This is a genomic window from Amycolatopsis sp. NPDC051071 (assembly GCF_040682875.1).
GTDB lineage: Bacteria > Actinomycetota > Actinomycetes > Mycobacteriales > Pseudonocardiaceae > Amycolatopsis.
On sequence record NZ_JBFBBY010000087.1, the window covers coordinates 13,759 to 33,638 of the forward strand.

The window sequence follows — 19,880 nt, forward strand, 5'->3', positions numbered from 1 at the left end:
TGTTTACCCAGCTGACGCGAATCTCCTTCGGATTCTGTCTTGAAGGTCGCGGAAGGGCCGGGCGATCATCGGCCCATGTCCCCACTGTCGCGCCGCAAGTTCCTCGGGTTCACCGCGCTCAACTCCGCCGCCGCTCTCGGGCTCACCACGATTTCCACCGCGCGAGCCGAAGAAACGTCCTCCGGCTTCTCGCCTGCCGTGGTCATCGGCACCGGTTACGGCGCCGCCGTCACCGCACTCCGCCTCGGCGAGGCCGGGATCCCCACGGTCATGCTCGAAATGGGCAAGTTGTGGAACAGCCCCGGCCCCGACGGCAAGGTCTTCTGCGACATGCTCCGGCCAGACAGGCGGGCTATGTGGTTCAAGGACCGCACCCAGGCGCCACTCGCGTCCTTCCTCTGGCTGGATCTGGCCAATCGGGACATCAAGCGGTACCCCGGTGTCCTCGACAGGGTGAACCATGGCGACATGTCCGTCTACGTCGGACGAGGGGTCGGCGGCGGTTCCCTGGTCAACGGCGCGATGGCCGTGACGCCGAAGCGTTCGTACTTCGAGGAGATCCTCCCCGCCGTCGACGCGGACGAGATGTACGGAACGTACTTTCCCCGCGCCAATCAGGCCCTCGGCGTGAACAACATCGACCCGCGCTGGTTCGAAACCTGCCGTTCCTACCGCTACGCGAGGGTTTCGCGGAAGTCGGCCGCGCGGGCGGGACTCAAGACGGTGTTCGTGCCGAGTGTCTACGACTTCGAGTACATGAAGCGGGAAGAAGACGGCACGGCGCCGAGGTCCGCGCTCGCGTCGGAGGTCATCTACGGCAACAACCACGGCAAGCGTTCCCTCGACAAGAGCTACCTCGCGGCCGCGCTGGGTACCGGCAACGTGACCATCAAGACGCTGCATGAGGTCCGCGGAATCACCCGGCAGTCTGACGGCACCTACGTCCTCGCTGTCCACGAGACGTCCGAAGACGGCACTGTCGTGGCGAGGAAACAACTCGGCACCCAGTACCTGTTCCTCGGCGCCGGCAGCCTCGGCTCGACGGAACTCCTGGTGCGGGCCAGGGAAACCGGGACGTTGCCCGAACTGGACGACGAGGTCGGCCGGGGCTGGGGGACCAACGGCAACGTGATGCTCGGCCGCGCCAACCACGCCTGGGACCTCGGTGGTTCCTTGCAGTCGGGGATGCCCGCGCTCGGCATCGACGCTTGGGACGACCCGGTGAACCCGGTCTTCGCCGAGGTCGCACCGGTGCCCGCCGGGATCGAGACGTGGCTGAGCCTGTACCTGGCGATCACGAAGAACCCCGAACGCGGCCACTTCACCTACGACGCCGCGAGCGATTCCGCGCGGCTGCGCTGGAGCGCGTCGCAGGGGCAGCCGTCGATCGACGCGGCGAAGTCGTTGTTCGACAAGGTGAACCGGGCGAATCGCACGGTCTACCGGAGTGACCTGTTCGGGGATACGCGGTCGTTCGAGAACCGGTTCACCTATCACCCGTTGGGCGGGTTGGTGCTGGGTAAGGCCACCGACCTGTACGGCCGGGTCAAGGGCTACCGGAACCTCTACGTGACCGACGGTTCGCTGATCCCGGGCAGCACCGGGGTGAACCCGTTCGTGACGATCACCGCGCTGGCGGAGCGGAACGTGGAACGGGTCCTGGCCGAAGACGGCCTGCGCTAGCTTCCCGCCCGCAGCTTTTCGTAGTAGGCGACGCATTCGTCGTACCGCGGCAGGATCCCCTGGTCCAGCGCCTCTTTGAAGCCGGGTGCGTCAGTGTCCTTTTCGGACAGTACGGGCTCGATGTCCCGCGGCCACGGCAGTGCGAGGTCGGCGTCGAGCGGGTTGATGCCGTGCTCGCCTGTCGGGTTGTACGGCTCCGAACAGATGTAGGTCATGACCGTGTTGTCTTCGAGTGCGACGAAGGCGTGGCCGAGTCCTTCGGCGAGGTAGACCGATTTGTACTCGGCGCCGTCGAGCAGCACGGACGTCCACTCGCCGAACGTCGGCGAGCCGACACGAAGGTCGACGATCACGTCGAGCAGCGAACCGTTCGGGCAGTACACGTATTTCGCCTGCCCGGGCGGGGTGTCCGCGAAGTGCAGGCCGCGGATCGTCCCCCGCCGGGAAACACTGGTGTTGATCTGGGCCAGGCGAAGCGGGTGTCCCACCGCTTCGGTGAAGGACTCCGCTTGGAACGGTGCCACGAACAGGCCGCGGTGATCGGGAAAAACGCGCGAGGTGAACTCGAAGGTATCGGGGATGCTGAGGCGCCTGGCTTGCATGCGCTTCATGCTAACGGGGTCTTACCAAACCGGATGGACGTCTTGCGAAACGGCTCTTGAGCTGCGAAAAGCCGGGCCCGTTTGTGACATCAACCGCACCAGAGGGGCACACTGGTCCGTAGTCCTGTCACAATGATCTGACCGCCGCGTCCGCGGCCGTCGCCACACCCACGGCACCGATGGCCGATTGGACGCTTCGCCGACAGGCCGGCGCTACCGCGCTGGGCTGCCGTGTCGGAGGACGAGTTACCGCAGGTGGCCGGGCCATGCCCTTTTCGGCCTGCCCATCTATCAGTTCCCCCGCTCGCAGTCCCAGGAGAATCCAGTGACCTACGCACGAATCGAGCCTTCGCCGTCTCCCGATACGGCGGAAGCAATGACGGGAACCACGATGACCACGCCAGTGACCGACGCCGAGATCTTCGCCGGACACGAGGGCGGCAAGCTCTCCGTGGCCGCGACGCGCCCGATCTCCTCGCCCCGTGACCTTTCGGTCGCGTACACGCCTGGGGTGGCGAAGGTGAGCCTGGCGATCGCCGAGGACGCGGCCAAGGCGAAGCGGTACACGTGGGCGGACAGGCTGGTCGTGGTGGTCAGCGACGGTACGGCGGTGCTCGGCCTCGGTGACATCGGCGCGAGCGCTTCGCTGCCGGTCATGGAGGGCAAGTCGGTCCTGTTCAAGACCTTCGGCGGGCTTGACTCGATCCCGCTGGTGCTCGACACCACCGACGTCGACGAGATCATCGAGACCCTGGTCCGGCTGCGCCCGTCGTTCGGCGCGGTGAACCTGGAGGACATCTCGGCGCCGCGCTGCTTCGAGCTGGAGGAACGCCTCAAGGAGGTCCTCGACTGCCCGGTCATGCACGACGACCAGCACGGCACGGCGATCGTCACGCTGGCCGCGCTGCGTGGGGCGAACGAAGTCCTCGGCAAGGACATCGCGGGCCAGCGCGTGGTCGTCTCCGGAGCGGGCGCGGCGGGCGTTGCCTGCGCCAAGATCCTGCGGAACGCCGGCGTCGCGGACGTCACGGTGCTCGACTCGCGCGGCATCATTCACGAAGGTCGTGAGGGCCTGAACCCGATCAAACAGAAGCTGGCCGAGACCACCAACGCGGCGGGCCTGCGCGGCGGCCTCGGAGAGGCGCTGAAGGGCGCAGACGTCTTCCTCGGCCTGTCCGGCGCGACCATCGACGAGTCCCTGCTCGCCGGGATGGCCGATGACGCGATCGTGTTCGCGCTGTCCAACCCGGACCCCGAAGTTCACCCGGCCGCGGCGTCGCGGTACGCCAAGATCGTGGCGACCGGGCGCAGCGACTTCCCGAACCAGATCAACAACGTGCTGGCGTTCCCCGGCGTCTTCCGCGGTGCGCTCGACTCCGGCGCGCGGGCGATCACGGAGAACATGAAGCTGGCCGCGGCCGACGCGATCTTCTCGGTCGCGCAGGACGACCTCGGCCCGGACCGCATCGTCCCGAGCCCGCTGGACCCGCGTGTCGCACCCGAGGTTGCCGCCGCGGTCGCGAAGGCCGCCGAGGCCGACGGCGTGGTGTGACCGGTACTTTCACGCTCGCTCAAATGCTTATGAACGGCCCGTTCCTTGCGAATTTCGCAAGGAACGGGCCGTTCATGGCATCCGGGGCCGGAGTTGGTCAGCCGGTCGGGATGGCCAGATCGGCGCCGGGGGCGAGGAGGGAACCGGTCAGCTTTGAACCGGGCGCGTAGATCGTGCAGAGCACAGTGCGCACGCCGTGCTCCCAGCCGACGCGATCGGAGGCCGCGTGGCTCAGGTAGACGTCGCCATCGACCGCGTCGAGCCGGGGGTTGTCCACGTTCTTGGCCACGATCCGCTCGCACTGGGTCGAGGCGTCCGCCTTCAGTTTCTCTTCACCGGGCCAGGGACCGTCCTGCGCGATGAAGGCCCCGACCACCTCCGAGCTGTGCGTGCCACCGCACGCGCTGAGCTCGATACTGGTGAAAGTGACGTCGATCGCGGCCTGCTCGAAGCAATCACCCGGCTTCAAGGTGCATACGTTGGCGTAACCGGGCGAGGGGGCCGCGCAACCCTGGCTCGGCGGGTTCGCGGTGAAGTGATTCGGATTCGCCAGGGTGTTCCCGAGCAGGGCGACCCAGCCGACGGTCCAGACCCCTGCCGCCGCCAGGCCACCGATCGCCAGTCCCCGGCCCGGCCGCTTCCCCGGACCGGTCTGGGTGAGCGCGACGATGCCCAAGATGATCGCGGGCACTACCGACAGCGGCAAGCAACCGATCAGGCCCAATACGAGCGCGGCTATCGCCAGGCCACTGGTCTTGTGTCGCGGCCCGGGATGGCCGGGTGGATGGGGAAACCCGTACGGCGGAGCGGGCGCGGGACCTGCCATCGGATGGCCGGTCGGTGGCACCGGAAAGAACGGCCCGTGCCCACCGCTCGGTCCGTGCGGTTCGTTCATGGAGCCGAAGCTATTCAGGGCTCATGAAGTTCCGATGACACGGCGCCGGCACCGAATGGGGCCGCGAGATCAGGAAGCGCGTACCTCAGCCGAGCAGCTCGGCGAGACGGTGCCGGGGCAGGTCGATCAGCCGCGCGTCCGTCAGGTCCGACGGGACATCCAGTGAGACGTTCGCCAGCCGGGCGTGTGCCCTGGTCAGCAACTCCTCGGGATGGTCGACGGCGTCAGCGACGACGATGGCATGCCGGTTGTCCGGAGTGCTCCGCAGCAGCCGCAGTTTGTACTTCGCCCCGACCAGCCGGTTGAGCGCGCCCTGCGCCTCGGCGTTCGTCAGGTCCGGATGCGAGTTGGGGACCAGCAGCGCCAGCCGTCTCGCGTTCGTGCCCAGCAGCGTCCGCAGCAGCCACGGTCCCGGATCGGCGGAGAGGTCCATCGCGACCGCGTCACCTTCCGGCCCGGACACCGACCAGTCGACCGGCCGCGACTCCAGCGCCAGCCCGCCTTCGGTGGCGATCTCGTGCAGTTTGTCCAGCAGCGACGGCTTGGCCACGCCGGCGGACTCCACCGACTGCGGGCCGTGCGTGTAGATCGCGGCCTTTCCCTTGCCACCGCGGTTCCTCTTCGACTTCGCGGTCGGCTGGCAGACGTACAGATCCGCCGCGCTCCCGATCGCCTGCGCGCCGAAGTAGCGGTTGAAGTCCGGCAGGATCGCCTCGAAGGTCAGCCCGAGCGTCGCGAGCGCCCGCTGTACCTGTGCGCCCAATGCGGGATGACGGGGGCTGTAGCCGTAAGCGAGCAGTAGTCGCCCGTCCGAGGGTTCGGCGAGTGCCTGGACGCCACGCGCGGCGAACAACCCCATTCCTTCGGGGGTGTAAGGCGGATCACTGAACACGAGATCCATCCGCCCGGCCACGGTGGGTGGCAAGCCGACCCGCAGATCCGTGTGCAGGGTGCGGATGGACCGCTCGCTGAGTTCGTCGATGTAGGCCAGCACCCGGTCGTCGATGTCGACGACGGTGAGGTCGGCGTCGGGCCGCAACGTGCGCACGGCCAGCGAAGTGAGGTCATGGTCGCCGAGGAACAGCAGCTTCGCCGTGCCGAGGTCGTAGCGCTCGTCCAGCCACAGCGCGCGCTTCAGCACGGTGTCCGGCGTCGCCTGCACGTGGTCGAGCGCGGTCAGCGGCGACGGCACGTTCTCGACGTAGCTGGTGATGGTCTTCAGCAGGTCGGGGTCGGGTTTCCGGTCCTTCGCCTCGAAACGCGCGTACTTCTCACGGGTGGCGGGGGCCAGCCGGTAGCGTGATTCCTCCCGTTCGAGGTCGTCGCCGAGCGCGTCCAGGACGTCTTCGACACTCCGGCGTGGCGCGGCACTGATCCGGACCAGCTCGCCGAGGTCACGCCACTCCGTCCGGAGCAGGGAAATCACCTGATGGAGCGGTCGCACGTGGACACCGTGCGCCGCCAAGACGTCATCGACGAGAGAACTCACGGCTCGCAGCCTAGTGACCCGATCCCTGAGACACCGTGCCAACAGGCAGGATCTGGGCTACGGTTTTTCGACCAGACATGGGGAGAGACACGTGACTATCGAGTTCCGTGGCGTGACCAAGCGGTATCCGGACGGGACGGTCGCGGTCAACGACCTGAACCTGACCGTGGAGGACGGCACCATCACCGTCTTCGTCGGGCCGTCGGGCTGCGGCAAGACGACGTCGCTGCGGATGATCAACCGCATGGTCGAGCCGACTTCGGGCAGCGTGCTGCTCGACGGCAAGGACGTCAGCGACGGCGACCCGGCGCTGCTGCGCCGCGGCATCGGCTACGTCATCCAGCACGCCGGCCTCTTTCCACACAGGACAGTCCTGGACAACGTCGCCACCGTGCCGCTGCTGTCCGGCTGGGACAAGGGCAAGGCCCGCAAACGCGCGGCCGAACTCCTGGAGACCGTCGGGTTGCCGTCGGAACTCGGCAAGCGGTACCCCGCCCAGCTTTCCGGCGGCCAGCAGCAACGCGTCGGCGTCGCCAGGGCGCTCGCGGCGGATTCGCCGGTGCTGCTGATGGACGAGCCGTTCTCCGCCGTCGACCCGATCGTCCGCGAGGAACTGCAGGACGAACTGCTGCGCCTGCAGTCGCAGCTGGGGAAGACGATCGTATTCGTCACCCACGACATCGACGAGGCCGTGCGGCTCGGCGACAAGATCGCGGTGCTCCGCGTCGGCGGCGTGCTCGCGCAGTACGGCACGCCGTCGGACGTGTTGCGCCACCCCGTCGACGACTTCGTGGCGTCGTTCGTCGGCAAGGACCGCGGCTATCGCGGGCTTTCCTTCCTTTCCGCGGACGGGATCGTCGTCGAAGACGTCGAGCGTGTCGAGGTCGGCGAGCCATCGCCGGGTCCGTCCGGTGAATGGCGGGTCGCCGTCAACGCGGGCGGGCAGCCGCGTGGCTGGCTCCGGCCCGGCTCCACTGTGGACGGTGCGCTGACCGAAAGCGACCTCGTCGCGGGCGGATCGCTGTACGTACAGGGAACCCCGGTCCGGGGCGCGCTCGACGCGGCGTTGTCGTCGCCCGCGAGTCTCGGTGTCGTCGTCGACGCGGACCACAAGGTCCTCGGCGTGGTCAGAGCCAAGCAGGTTCTCGAAGTGATCGAAGCGCTGCCACTGGGTTCCTGATGGGGGACTTCTTCGCGGAACTCGGCCGCTACCTCGGCAGCGCCAACAACCGCTCGCAGTTCTTCGGCGACCTGCTCGACCACATTTACCTTTCGCTGGTCCCGCTGGTGCTGGGCCTGGTGATCGCGGTGCTGGCAGGTTGGCTCGGCCACCGGTTCGCACCGGTGCGTTCGGTGCTGCTGGTCGTGTCGAACCTGCTGTACACGATCCCGTCGCTGGCGTTGTTCGTGGTGATCCCGGGGATCATCGGCTCGAAGATCCTCGACAGCGGCAACGTGATCGTCGCGCTGACCGTCTACACCTCCGCCTTGCTGGTGCGCCCGGTGCTGGACGCGCTCGACGCCGTCCCACCGCATGTCGTCGCGGCGGCGACCGCGGTCGGCTACAAACCCACACGCAAGTTCCTCACCGTGGAACTGCCCCTTTCGGTGCCGGTGCTCGCCGCCGGGGTCCGGGTGGCGTCGGTCAGCAACATCAGCCTGGTGAGCGTCGGCGCGCTGATCGGCACCGGCGGCCTCGGGGTGCTGTTCACCGACGGTTTCCAGCGTGAGTACTTCTCGCCGATCGTCGTCGGCATCGTCGCGACGCTGTTGCTGGCGCTGATCGTCGACCTGGTGCTGGTGCGGTTGCGGAAACTCCTCACACCCTGGGACCGGGTGGCGACCACGGCGGGGGCGAAATGATCGGCGACGTCCTGAACTGGTTTGGCGACCCGGCGCATTGGCAGGGCACGGACGGCGTCCTCAACCGGCTGCTGCAGCATCTCGGCTACACCTTGCTGGCGCTGGTCTTCGCGCTGATCATCGCGGTCCCGCTCGGGCTCTACGTCGGGCACACCGGCCGCGGCGCGGTGCTGCTGGTCAGTGGCGGCAACGCCATCCGCGCACTGCCGACACTGGGGCTGGTGACCTTCCTGTTCCTGCTGATCACCGAGAGCACCACCTCGACGATCATCGGGCTCGTGGTGCTCGCGATTCCGCCGATCCTCGCCGGGACGTACGCGGGCCTGCAGGCGACCGATCACGGCGTCGTCGACGCGGCGCAGGGCATCGGGATGACCGGCTGGCAACGATTGTGGAAGGTCGAGGTGCCCATTTCGCTGCCGCTGGTGCTCGGCGGGGTGCGGAACTCGGTGCTGCAACTCGTGGCGACGGCGGCGGTGGCCGCGTACGTCGGACTCGGTGGCCTCGGGCGGTTCCTGCTCGACGGACTGGCCATTTTGGACTATCCGCAGGTGGTCGCGGGCGCCGTGCTGACGACGTTGCTCGCCGTGGCGCTGGATCTCGTCCTGGCGGGTGTGCAGCGAGCGCTGGTGCCCAAGGGAGTGCGGCTGGCGCAGCTCGCGAGCGGGAAGAAGGCGAAGGTATGAGGCGGACGGTGGCGGCACTGTTCGCCGGGATCGCTTTGCTGGCAGTGCTTTCGGCGGGGTGTGGTAACCCGCTGGCGGGTGGCGCCGAGGGCGGTGCGACCGGCGACATCATCATCGGCGCGTCCGACGTCGGGGAAAGCCTGCTGCTGGCCCAGATCTACGCCGGAGCGCTGCGCAACGCGGGTGCGGAGAACGTCACCGTGCGCCCGCCGGTCGGCAGCCGCGAAGTCGTCGTCAAGGCACTGCAGGACAAGTCGCTTTCGGTGGTGCCCGACTACAGCGGGAACCTGCTGCGGTACTTCGACAAGGAGACGCAGGCGACCACGCCGCAGGACGTCTACGCGCAGTTGAAGCAGAAGCTGCCGTCCGGGTTCGAGGTGCTCGAACAAGCGCCCGCCGAGGACAAGGACCTTCTGGTGGTGCGGAAGGAACTCGCCGATTCCGGGGTGAAGACCTTCTCCGATCTCGGAGCGCGGTGCAAGGATCTCGTCTTCGGCGGCCCCGGCCAGTGGAGCAGCCGCTGGAAGGAAAAGATCAAAACGCTCTACGGCTGCGAGTTCAAGGAGATCCGGACGACCGACACCGGCGGTCCGGTCACGGTCGCCGCGCTGAAATCCGGCGGCATCCAGGTCGCGGACCTGTTCAGCACGTCGTCGACGATCGCCGCGAACGGGTTCGTACCGCTGCGGGACGACAAGAACATGTTCCCCGCACAGAACATCGTGCCACTGGTGGCGAAGGGGACGTTGTCGCCGAAGGAGGTCGACGCGCTGAACCGGGTTTCGGCGGCGCTCACCACCGATCAACTGACCGAGTTGAACGTCCAGTTCAGCGAAGAGAAGCGCAACCCACTCGACGTCGCCGAGGAGTTCCTGCGCCGCAACAACCTCCTCGCCCCCTCCTGACCCCTCGCGCAATTATTGAGGGTTAAGGCAAAGGTGGTGCCTTTGGTTGAGGTGGTGCCTGGGTGGCGCGGGCGCCGCACTCGCGTGCGGAGTCAAGGCATAACGCACGAACTATCGCAACTAGAGGACTAATTGCGGGAAGTCAGAGGCGATCGAAGGCGGGGGCGTAACGGAAGTCGCCTCGGAGATCTTCGGTGTACGCGGCCAGGGTGCGGACCTGGAAATGCGGCGCCCATTCCGCGACCGGCGGCGTGATTCCGAACGACTCGGCGAGTACGAAGCCGAAGCGGGAGTAGTAGTTCGGGTCGCCCAGCAGGACGACGGCGCCGTAGCCGAGCGCGTCGGCCGCGCCGAGCACCGCGTGCACGAGAGCCGAGCCGACACCGGACTTGTGGTGTGCGGGCAGGACTCCGAGCGGGCCGAGTCCGACCGTCGACTTCTCGTCGGTGCCGAGCCGGGACGGGCTGCAGCAGACATGCCCGACGACTTCGCCGTCGCGTTCGGCCACGATGGACAGTGCGCCGATCAGATCGCCTTCGCCCCGGAGTTCGTCGACGAGTTTCGCCTCGACCACCGGGACACTGCGTTTCGCGAACGCCGCCAGATGTACGGCGTGGATGGCCTCGTGGTCGGCCGGGGTTTCTTGTCGGAGCAGCATGCGGCGAGTGTGCTCCCTCCGAAGGTAGGATGGAAATCGTTTTCCGCTCCGGCAGGTCGCGACTTTAGTAGGCGGCCATCCGGGTGTACTTGCACAGCGGTGAAACGACCGGTCGGCGGGAAAGTGACCACTGGATGTGCGGATCCCCAATTCTTCGTGGGCCGTACGGCGCAAAACGCGACTAAAGGCGGGGGCTGAATGGTGCCCGGCCGCACCGGCTGTGTCCCCAATACTATCGAGATGTCCGTAACGCAAGGTCTTCCTTGGGGTGAACTCGCGACTTAGTCTCAGCCTGCGCTCCTAAGTGGAACGCGCTTCACCTCTGAGAACACCCCAAACGATCCGGCGGGCCGCGTCATGCCCGTGGGTCGACCCTGCCTGGGAGGAATATCTTGAACAATTCCCTGGGAACCCTGAAGAGACGACTGCCCGTATTCGGTGTGGCGGCGGCTGTCGCCGTCCTGACCGCACTCGGCGGCGCCACCGTCGCTTCGGCCGCTGAAGGTTCGATCGTCAACGCCGGCAGTGCCAAGGCGATCAAGGACAGTTACATCGTCGTGCTGAAGGACGGCACGTCGGTCGAAGCCGCATCGAAGAGCCTGACGAACCGTCACGGCGGCACGGTCGAGAAGACTTTCGTGTCGTCGGTGCGCGGCTTTTCCGGCGCACTGACCGAAAAGCAGGCGAAGCGCGTCGCCGCCGATCCCTCGGTGGCCTACGTGGAGCAGAACCAGACCGTTTCGGTCTCGACGGATCAGCTGAACCCGCCTTCGTGGGGCCTGGACCGGGTCGACCAGCAGAGCCTTCCGCTGGACCAGAAGTACAGCTACAGCACCACGGCGTCGAACGTCACCGCGTACGTCGTCGACACCGGCATCCTCACCACGCATCCCGACTTCGGCGGGCGCGCGACCCACGGCCGTGACACCGTCGACAACGACAACGACGCCACGGACTGCAACGGCCACGGCACCCACGTCGCCGGCACCATCGGCGGTACCGCGCACGGTCTGGCCAAGGGCGTCAAACTCGTCGCCGTCCGCGTGCTGAACTGCTCCGGTTCCGGCACGACCGCCGGTGTCGTCGCCGGTATCGACTGGGTCACCGCGAACGCCGTCAAGCCCGCCGTCGCGAACATGAGCCTCGGTGGCGGTGCTTCGGCGACCCTCGACCAGGCCGTCCAGCGGTCGATCGCGTCGGGCGTCACCTTCGGCGTCGCGGCCGGTAACGACTACGGCGCCGACGCGTGCAACACCTCCCCGGCCCGCACGCCCGAGGCGATCACCGTCGGCTCGACCACCAACACCGACGCCAAGTCCGACTTCTCCAACATCGGCACCTGCCTCGACATCTTCGCGCCGGGCAGCGGCATCACGTCGGCGTGGCTGAACAACGGCACCAACACCATCAGCGGTACTTCGATGGCGACTCCGCACGTCGTCGGCGCGGCGGCCCTGTACGCCTCCGCCAACCCGACGGCCACGCCGGCGCAGGTCCGTGACGCGCTGGTCAACGCAGGCACCAAGGGCAAGGTGACCAGCCCCGGCGCCGGTTCGCCGAACGTGCTGCTCTACACCGGTACCGGCGGCCCCGGCCCCGAGCCCACCCCCTGTGGCACGCAGACCAGCAACGCCGCCGTCCCCATCCCCGACGCCGGTGCCGCGGTGACCAGCACGGTCACCGTCGCCAACTGCGCCCGCAACGCCTCAGGCACCACCAAGGTCGCGGTGAACATCACGCACACCTACGTCGGTGACCTCGTCATCGACCTGGTCGCGCCGGACGGCACCGCGTACCGCCTGAAGGGTTCGAGCAACGACTCGTCCGACAACATCAACACCACGTACACCGTCAACGCCGCGGCCGAGGCCGCGAACGGCGCCTGGAAGCTGAAGGTGCAGGACGTGTACCAGGTCGACACCGGCACGCTCAACAGCTGGTCGCTGACCCTCTGATCCACCACTGAAGTACGTGAAGGCCCCCTTCCTCCTGCTGGGAAGGGGGCCTTCCGGTGTTCGATTCGGCACCCCCAGCAGCCTTCCGGGATTAGGCGACGACCTGGACCTGCACCTGTCCGGTCGGCCCGTCGCCGAACGGGTTCTCCCAGCCTTGCCATTCCGCGGCGAGGACGTAGAGCGAACGTCCGTCCTCGCCGCCGAGCGCGCACGCGAAGCAGCCTCGATCGGCTTCGACCTTCTGAAGCACTTCGCCACCTTCGCGGACGCGGACGCAGTACTTGCCGCCGACGTCCGCGTACCAGACGGCCCCCTCGGCATCGAGGCAGATGCCGTCGGGGTGATCGCCGCCGAGTTCGGCCCACACCCGCCGTCCGGACAGCGAGCCGTCTTCGGCGATGTCGAACGCGGTGAGCCGGTTGCCATACGACTCGGCGACGATCAACGTCGAATCGTCGGGCGTGATGGCCATGCCGTTGCCGAACAGGATCTCGTCGGCGACCTGGCGCACTTCGCCGTCCGGGGTGACGACGGCGACGACGCCGGGCGCCTGGAGGTCATGGAAGCCGTTGACGAAGGCGTTGCCGCGGCTGTCGACGACGAGTTCGTTCCAGAGCGCCGCTACCGGGGACAGATCGGCGTAGGTGCTCAGATCCGCGTTCAGCAGGCGTGCTTCCGGGCCGGAAACGATCAGGAGACGGCCGTCGGGGAGCCAGTCGATCGAGATCGGCATGGTGGTCGGGACGGTCGCGATGACCTCGCTCTCGCCGTCCGGAGTGACGGCGAGGATCTGGCCGGTGCCCCAGTTCGCCAGCCACAGACGGCCGTCGTGCCAGCGGGCGGATTCGGGGAGCATGAGGCCGTCGAGCAGGGTTTTCATGGTGTCTCCTTCGTTCGTTTACCCCTATACGAACGGGATCCGCCGGTTTCGACACCCCAGATGCCGTGAAGGCCTCCTTCTCTAAAGGCCGGTTTCTGCCCTGCGCAAACGCGCTGGATGGGCTCGTGACCAGCGAAAATCGATCCTGTTAGTACCGGTCGTTACCGGCCCTTATCGGTGCTCCTGTGTACCCAGCGCGTACCGGTACACAAGTAATAGGCCCCACCTTTGCCCAGATGAGGGTGTATTGCTCGGTGGGCTTAGAGGTTCTCCGACCAGGCGACTACCTTCGGACGTTCGCCGCCTGCGGCCATGAACTCGTGCGCGGCCTTCCGGGCGTCCGCGATGGGAACTTCGGCAGTGGCGGGGAACTCGCGCGCGTTACCCATGTAGACATAGATGACGTCTTCGGAGGCCGTTTCCGGGCCGTGACTGACACAGCCGCGTCGATACTGGCCGCCTGCGAAGTAGAGGGCACCGCGTGCGCGCTCGGCGTGTAGACCGACGTCGAGCATGCCCCGCCGGGGGTCGCCGTGGATCACGAGCTGCGCGACCTGAGGGCTTCCGGTGGCCGCCACATTGTCGAGCACGGCGTCTAGCTCGGCAGGTGTGCTGACCGTCGTCGGCGTGTTCGCGGACCAGTCGTAATAGACGTCTACTTCCACCACGGGGTGGCTCCTCCTTGGAAGGTTTCTTCGGTCTCGGTGCCGTCTGGCGCGATTCCGTACACGGTGAGCGCGGAGCCCTCTGGCAGGAGTGCGGTGACCAGGGTTTCACACCCGTAGATGCCTCGGCACGGTGCGTAGTTGATTACGACGCTTGCGTTGGTGATGCCGGACGCTGCCATATGGGCCGCTAATTTTGTCTCGACGTCGGCAACCGCGCTTGGCATTCCGGGGATGTCGAGCGCTTCAAGTCGGCGTTGCGCTTCGGCCGCCATCTCGTCTCGACCGCTCACAATCGGCGTCACGTCCTGCCCACTGCCCGCGAACCATCTGCCATGAGTCTTCCGGCCCAGTTCGCCGGGCTTGATTGGTGGTGGTAGTTCCTGCCGTAGTGCTTCCGCGCGCTCGTGGGCCGGAGCGACTGCCTCGTGTCCTGTGGTGTGCACACCAGGCCGGACACGGGCTCGATTCTCCCACTTCGGACGCGTGACCTCGTTGTTTGCCGGTGCCACCGACACGCCTATGGTGTCCAGATACGCCGAGATGTTCGCCTTGACGGTCCTGAAGTGGCTGACTGCCTGCTCTGCGGACCGGCGTAGCTCGTCGTACAGCTCCGGCAGGGCGCCTATCTCAGGGTCAGCGGTGCCATAGACAGCCTGCCCCAGATGCGAGGCAGACTCTCCGAAGCCCCCGGCGGCCTCTTGTGTTGCCTGCTCTGCCTGCTCAAGGGACGTGATGGCGGCGCCGAGTGCTGCGGCGACCGCTTCGATATCGCTCAAGCCGCAACCCCCTGCCGTGGATCATGACACGAGCCTCTGACAGGGGCGGGTGATAGAGGCACGGGCCACGGACACTGTTGACAGCGCATAGCGGGCTACTCACAGAAGCCCTCTCTGCGAACTGCGCTCCAGCGCAAGTTCGCACCGATGGTCAGGGCTGGCACATCGTGTTAACCAACGCCAAGGGCGGCCTGCTCGCGCCGGGCGCGTGGAACCGGGACGTCTGGCACCCCGCGATCAAGGCGGCATGACATCCGGCGGCGCCTACGGTATCCACAACTTTCGGCACTACTTCGCGTCCCGGTTGATAGAAGGCGGCCCCGGTCACCGTGGCGCGTCCATGGAGCAGGTCCGCGACTATTTGGGACACGCTTCCATCGTCACCACGAGCGCGCCCGTGCGCTCATGGATGACCTGTTCTCCGCTGTTGTGTACTCGTTGCGTAGCTCCGAAGGCCAGTAGCCGTGTTAGCGCAGGTCAGACGGCTACCGGCCCCGGAGGTGCTGAAGGCCTCCTTCTCTACCTTGAAAGTAGGGAAGAAGGCCTTCACGGACGGTCAAGCGATCAGTCGAAGGCCCGCGCGATGAGCGCCTTCTGCTCGACCTCGTGCACCTTGGACGAACCGGCCGACGGGGCGGCCATCGGACGGCGCGACACGACGTCCAGGCTGGAGAACACCTCCGGCAGCTTCCGCGGCAGGTTCAGGCCGAAGAACGGCCACGCACCCTGGTTCTCCGGCTCCTCCTGGACCCAGACCGCGGGAGCGCCGTTGTAGCGCTCGAGCGCCGCCAGCAGCTTCTTCTTCGGCAGCGGGTAGTACTGCTCGACCCGCACGATCGCGATGTCGTTCGCCTCGCGCTTCGTCCGCTCGGCCACCAGCTCCCAGTACAGCTTGCCCGACGTCAGGAGCACCTTGCGCACCTTGGCCGGGTCGACGACGGCGTCGTCGATGACCGACATGAACTTCGTCTGGCCGGTGAAGTCCTCGACCGCCGAGGTGGCGGCCTTGTTGCGCAGCATCGACTTGGGGGTGAAGACCACCAGCGGCCGGTTGACTCCGTCGAGGGCGTGACGGCGGAGGAGGTGGAAGTAGTTCGCCGGGGTCGACGGCACCGAGACGGTCATCGAGCCCTCGGCGCACAGCGAGAGGAAGCGCTCGATGCGCCCGGACGTGTGGTCCGGGCCCTGGCCCTCGTGCCCGTGCGGCAGCAGCAGCACGACGTCCGACAGCTGGCCCCACTTGGCCTCGCCGGAGGAGATGTACTCGTCGATGACGGTCTGCGCGCCGTTGACGAAGTCACCGAACTGCGCTTCCCACATGACCAGCGCTTCGGAGTTGGCCACCGAGTAGCCGTACTCGAAGCCGACGGCCGCGTACTCGGACAGCGCCGAGTCGTAGATCATCACGCGGCCCTGGCCCTCGGCCAGGCTCGCCAGCGGGGAGTACTCCTGGCCGGTCTTGCGGTCGATCAGCACCGAGTGGCGCTGGGTGAAGGTGCCGCGGCGGGAGTCCTGGCCGGACAACCGCACGAGGCGGCCTTCCATGGCCAGCGAACCGAAGGCGAGCAGTTCGCCGTACGCCCAGTCGATGCCGCCTTCGCGGGACATCTTGTGGCGGCGCTCCATGACCGGCTTGACCCGCGGGTGCGGGGTGAAGCCCTCGGGCACGTTGAGGAACGCGTCACCGATGTGCTCGATGACCTCGGCGGTGGTGGCGGTGGGCACCTTCGCCGGGACCTGCTGCTCCTCTTCGACCGAGGGGCTGGCCTTCGCCACGTGCTTTTCCAGCTCGCGGACCTCGTTGAACACGTGCTCCAGCTGGCTGGAGAAGTCGCGCAACGCGGCTTCGGCCTCTTCGACGGAGATGTCGCCGCGGCCGATCAGCGATTCGGTGTAGGTCTTCCGGACCGAACGCTTCGTGTCGATGATGTCGTACATCGCCGGCTGGGTCATCGAAGGGTCGTCGCCCTCGTTGTGACCGCGGCGGCGGTAGCAGATCAAGTCGATCACGACGTCCTTGTGGAACGCCTGGCGGTACTCGACGGCCAGCTTGGCCACCCAGTGGGCGGCTTCGGGGTCGTCACCGTTCACGTGGAAGATCGGCGAACCGATCATCTTCGCGACGTCGGTGGCGTACTCGCTCGAACGCGAGTGCTCCGGCGCGGTGGTGAAGCCGACCTGGTTGTTGACGATGACGTGCACGGTGCCGCCGGTGCGGTAACCACGCAGCAGCGCCAGGTTCAGCGTCTCGGCGACGACACCCTGGCCCGCGAAGGCCGCGTCGCCGTGCATCAGGACCGGCAGGACGGTGAAGCCCTCACCACCCTTGTCGAGGAGGTCCTGCTTCGCGCGGACGATGCCCTCGAGGACCGGGTCAACGGTCTCCAGATGCGACGGGTTCGCGGTCAGCGACACCTTGGTCTCGCCGTCGCCGAACATGCGGAAGTACTTGCCCTCGGCGCCGAGGTGGTACTTCACGTCACCGGAACCGTGCGCCTGGCCAGGGTCGAGGTTGCCCTCGAACTCCTGGAAGATCTGCGCGATCGGCTTGCCGACGATGTTCGCGAGCACGTTCAGGCGGCCGCGGTGCGGCATGCCGATGACGACCTCGTCGAGTTCGTGCTCGGCGGCCTTGTCCAGCAACGTGTCGAGCAGCGGGATCGCCGTCTCGCCGCCTTCGAGCGAGAACCGCTTCTGGCCGACGTACTTGGTCTGCAGGAACGTCTCGAACGCCTCGGCGGCGTTGAGCTTCGAGAGCACGTACTTCTGGACGGCGGGGTCCGGCTTCTCGTGCGGGATCTCGACGCGGTCCTGGATCCAGCGGCGCTCCTCGGGGTCGAGGATGTGCGTGTACTCGATGCCGACGGTGCGGCAGTACGAGTTGCGCAGGACACCGAGGATGTCGCGCAGCTTCATCCGCTCCTGGCCCGCGAAGCCGCCGACCGGGAACTCGCGGTCCAGGTCCCACAGGGTCAGGCCGTGGGAGAGGACGTCGAGGTCGGCGTGACTGCGCTGCCGGTAATTCAGCGGGTCGGTGTCGGCCATCAGGTGACCACGCATGCGGAAGGCGTCGATCAGCTCGATCACACGCGCGGTCTTGTCGACCGGGCCGTCCGGGATGTCGGCGACCCAGCGGATCGGCTCGTACGGCAGGCGCAGGCTGGTGAAGACGTCGTCGTAGAAGCCGTCCTCGCCCAGCAGCAGCTCGTGGATGCGCTTGAGGAACTCGCCCGACTCCGCGCCCTGGATGATGCGGTGGTCATACGTCGAGGTCAGCGTCATGATCTTCGACACGCCGAGGTCGACAAGGGCCTTCTCGCTGGTGCCCTCGAAGTGCGCCGGGTACTGCATGGCGCCGACGCCGATGATCGCGCCCTGGCCCGCCTGCAGACGCGGCACCGAGTGGTTGGTGCCGATGCCACCCGGGTTGGTCAGCGAGATCGTGGTGCCCGCGAAGTCGTCGGCCGTCAGCTTGCCGTTGCGGGCCTTCTTGACGATCTCCTCGTAGGCCTGCCAGAACTGCATGAAGGTCATGTTCTCGGTGGCCTTGATGGAGGCCACGACGAGCGTGCGGGAGCCTTCCTTGCCCTTCATGTCGATCGCGAGACCGAAGTTCACGTGCTCCGGCGTGATCGCGAACGGCTTCCCGTCGATCAGCTGGTAGTGCCGGTTCATGTTCGGGAAGTTCTTCAGCGCCCGGACCATCGCGTAGCCGATGAGGTGCGTGAAGGAGATCTTCCCGCCGCGTGTGCGCTTGAGGTGGTTGTTGATGACGATGCGGTTGTCCGCCATCAGCTTCGCCGGGACGGCACGCACACTCGTCGCGGTGGGCACGGACAGCGAGGCGTCCATGTTCTTCGCGATCGCGGCCGCCGCGCCACGGAGCTGCTTGGACTCCGGCTCGGCGTCCTTCTCGACGGTCTTGGCGGGAGCCTTCGCGGGGGCCGCCTTGGGCGCGGCCGCCTTGGGCGCCGCTGCCTTCGGGGCGGGCTTCGCGGGTGCCGCGGCCTTCGCCTCGGTCTTCGGCGCGGTCTGCTTCGCGGTGGACTCGGCGTTACGGACCGTCTGCGGCGACGGCGTGGCGGCCTGACCGTTGGCGCCCGAGCCGTCCTTGGCGGTCTCCGTGGAGGTCTGACGTGCGTCGTCAGCCTTCGTCTGCGCGGCCTGCGTTGGCTTGAAGTCCGCGAAGAAGTCGTGCCAGGCGGCATCGACTGAGGTGGGGTCGGCGAGGAACTGGTCGTACATTTCCTCGACAACCCACTCGTTGGGGCCGAATTGTGACGCAGGGCTGCTGCTGGACACGGCTTGGACTCGCCTCTATCCGTCTCGAGATCTTGAACACCGCTGATGCGCCTACCAGGCTAACCCCCTCGGTGGCGGCCGTGTGATGGAACTGGCCTGTGTGAGGCGTGGCGCACTAGGTGATGAGTCACTGTCTCGATCAAGAGATCGAAACCCGACCACTCGATGGTCCAGGCCACGGCCGTCCGGGGGAGCAAGGGACCTTTGCTGTCACTTTCGCCGTCTGCGCAGGTCAGGTCACTGTTTTGTCGGTCAAGGTTGGGGAAATGGTCGTGCCTGGACAGCCTGGAGTTCACGTCGGCGGGTTTTGCTGAGTGGAGGATGCGGCCGGTGTCGTGCCGGCCGCCGGTCGCCCGCGAGGGGGTGGCAGACGATGTGGCTGGATGAATGTCCGTCGTTCTGGGACGAGGGGCGCGTGCGCCCGTTGGTCACCGAGTCCGGCAAGGTCGTGCTGAGGTGCGACTCGTGCGAGGCGGTCTGGCCGACGCTCTCCGACTTCAGGGAGATGGAGCACGTCGAGCCCGACGAGCCGGACTGGGCCGTGACGGCGGACGTGCACGTCCGCCCGGGGACCTTCCGATGGGCTTCGGCACAGGATCTGGAGGTCGCCGGGATGGGCGGCCTCGCCTGGCGGTCTTAGCCGGTGCGGTCTTAGCGGGGTGTGGTCTTGGCCGGTGCGGTCTTGGCTCCGCGGGTGAGGCGCTTCGGCGTGTTTCGGTGTGACGTCGGTTATCTCTTTGTCGACATGGCGATCTTCGGTTTCCTTCATTCGGGTAGGGCGCGCCGGGGCATGCCGATCCTGGGCGCGGGAATGGTGTGGCCGCGTGGGGACCTTCGCTACCTTCAGGATCGTCGCTGTGGTGTCAGGTAGCAGTCGCGGGGGGGGGGGTGGGGGGCGCGCGCGCCGGCGCGCGGGGCGGGCGGGACGACGAAACCCAAACCAAAAAAAAGCAACCACGAAGAAAA

General features: G+C 67.0%; 16 protein-coding genes. 8 read left to right on the forward strand and 8 right to left on the reverse strand.

Going from position 1 to position 19,880, the window contains the following annotated elements:
• The first annotated feature begins 75 nt into the window (after positions 1–75).
• Positions 76–1,683, forward strand: coding sequence for a GMC oxidoreductase (locus AB0M65_RS25465; protein WP_364032262.1), 1,608 nt, complete (start codon positions 76–78; stop codon positions 1,681–1,683).
• Here AB0M65_RS25465 and AB0M65_RS25470 read toward each other — a convergent pair.
• A complete protein-coding gene (locus AB0M65_RS25470) occupies positions 1,680–2,285 on the reverse strand; it encodes a dTDP-4-dehydrorhamnose 3,5-epimerase family protein (RefSeq protein WP_364032265.1) in 606 nt (201 codons plus the stop codon). The genes AB0M65_RS25465 and AB0M65_RS25470 overlap by 4 nt on opposite strands.
• A 391-nt stretch (positions 2,286–2,676) precedes the next feature.
• On the opposite strand from AB0M65_RS25470, the gene AB0M65_RS25475 reads away from it, so the two are divergent.
• The gene (locus AB0M65_RS25475; RefSeq protein ID WP_364032268.1) at positions 2,677–3,837 is read left to right on the forward strand and encodes an NADP-dependent malic enzyme; all 1,161 of its coding nucleotides are present in this window, start codon (positions 2,677–2,679) and stop codon (positions 3,835–3,837) included.
• A gap of 97 nt (positions 3,838–3,934) precedes the next feature.
• Here AB0M65_RS25475 and AB0M65_RS25480 read toward each other — a convergent pair whose 3' ends face one another.
• On the reverse strand, positions 3,935–4,732 hold the full coding sequence (locus AB0M65_RS25480) for a septum formation family protein (protein ID WP_364032271.1): 798 nt from the start codon (positions 4,730–4,732) through the stop codon (positions 3,935–3,937).
• An 85-nt stretch (positions 4,733–4,817) separates the two neighbouring features.
• Entirely contained in the window at positions 4,818–6,221 is a 1,404-nt protein-coding gene (locus AB0M65_RS25485; RefSeq protein ID WP_364032273.1) for a bis-aminopropyl spermidine synthase family protein, read from the reverse strand.
• A 91-nt stretch (positions 6,222–6,312) separates the two neighbouring features.
• Between AB0M65_RS25485 and AB0M65_RS25490 the strand changes: the two genes are divergently transcribed.
• From AB0M65_RS25490 to AB0M65_RS25505, 4 genes are read left to right on the forward strand one after another with little or no spacing between them, the layout of a single operon-like run.
• A complete protein-coding gene (locus AB0M65_RS25490) occupies positions 6,313–7,401 on the forward strand; it encodes an ATP-binding cassette domain-containing protein (protein ID WP_364032276.1) in 1,089 nt (362 codons plus the stop codon).
• The gene (locus tag AB0M65_RS25495) at positions 7,401–8,084 is read left to right on the forward strand and encodes an ABC transporter permease (RefSeq protein WP_364032280.1); all 684 of its coding nucleotides are present in this window, start codon (positions 7,401–7,403) and stop codon (positions 8,082–8,084) included. Before AB0M65_RS25490 ends, AB0M65_RS25495 begins: the two co-directional genes overlap by 1 nt.
• The gene (locus AB0M65_RS25500; RefSeq protein ID WP_364032283.1) at positions 8,081–8,770 is read left to right on the forward strand and encodes an ABC transporter permease subunit; all 690 of its coding nucleotides are present in this window, start codon (positions 8,081–8,083) and stop codon (positions 8,768–8,770) included. The genes AB0M65_RS25495 and AB0M65_RS25500 overlap by 4 nt, the downstream gene beginning before the upstream one ends.
• Complete coding sequence (locus AB0M65_RS25505) at positions 8,767–9,675, forward strand: ABC transporter substrate-binding protein (protein WP_364032286.1); 909 nt, start codon at positions 8,767–8,769, stop codon at positions 9,673–9,675. The genes AB0M65_RS25500 and AB0M65_RS25505 overlap by 4 nt, the downstream gene beginning before the upstream one ends.
• Positions 9,676–9,817: 142 nt before the next feature.
• Here AB0M65_RS25505 and AB0M65_RS25510 read toward each other — a convergent pair whose 3' ends face one another.
• The gene (locus tag AB0M65_RS25510) at positions 9,818–10,333 is read right to left on the reverse strand and encodes an N-acetyltransferase (RefSeq protein ID WP_364032289.1); all 516 of its coding nucleotides are present in this window, start codon (positions 10,331–10,333) and stop codon (positions 9,818–9,820) included.
• Positions 10,334–10,725: 392 nt separating this feature from the next.
• Here AB0M65_RS25510 and AB0M65_RS25515 point away from each other — a divergent pair, with 392 nt between their 5' ends.
• On the forward strand, positions 10,726–12,288 hold the full coding sequence (locus tag AB0M65_RS25515; RefSeq protein ID WP_364032291.1) for a S8 family serine peptidase: 1,563 nt from the start codon (positions 10,726–10,728) through the stop codon (positions 12,286–12,288).
• Positions 12,289–12,379: 91 nt separating this feature from the next.
• Here the strand turns inward: AB0M65_RS25515 and AB0M65_RS25520 are convergent, their stop codons facing one another.
• From AB0M65_RS25520 to AB0M65_RS25535, 4 genes are all read right to left on the reverse strand, one after another.
• Complete coding sequence (locus AB0M65_RS25520; RefSeq protein ID WP_364032294.1) at positions 12,380–13,168, reverse strand: SMP-30/gluconolactonase/LRE family protein; 789 nt, start codon at positions 13,166–13,168, stop codon at positions 12,380–12,382.
• 260 nt (positions 13,169–13,428) lie between these two features.
• Positions 13,429–13,836, reverse strand: coding sequence for an Imm1 family immunity protein (locus AB0M65_RS25525; RefSeq protein ID WP_364032297.1), 408 nt, complete (start codon positions 13,834–13,836; stop codon positions 13,429–13,431).
• Entirely contained in the window at positions 13,824–14,612 is a 789-nt protein-coding gene (locus AB0M65_RS25530) for a DddA-like double-stranded DNA deaminase toxin (protein ID WP_364032300.1), read from the reverse strand. Before AB0M65_RS25530 ends, AB0M65_RS25525 begins: the two co-directional genes overlap by 13 nt.
• Before the next feature lie 564 nt (positions 14,613–15,176).
• Positions 15,177–18,914: a multifunctional oxoglutarate decarboxylase/oxoglutarate dehydrogenase thiamine pyrophosphate-binding subunit/dihydrolipoyllysine-residue succinyltransferase subunit gene (locus tag AB0M65_RS25535; protein ID WP_364032303.1), complete on the reverse strand. Its 3,738-nt coding sequence runs from the start codon at positions 18,912–18,914 to the stop codon at positions 15,177–15,179.
• Positions 18,915–19,287: 373 nt separating this feature from the next.
• Here AB0M65_RS25535 and AB0M65_RS25540 point away from each other — a divergent pair, with 373 nt between their 5' ends.
• Positions 19,288–19,554 (forward strand): hypothetical protein, encoded by a 267-nt coding sequence (locus AB0M65_RS25540; protein ID WP_364032306.1) that lies wholly within the window; start codon positions 19,288–19,290, stop codon positions 19,552–19,554.
• Positions 19,555–19,880: the final 326 nt, after the last annotated feature.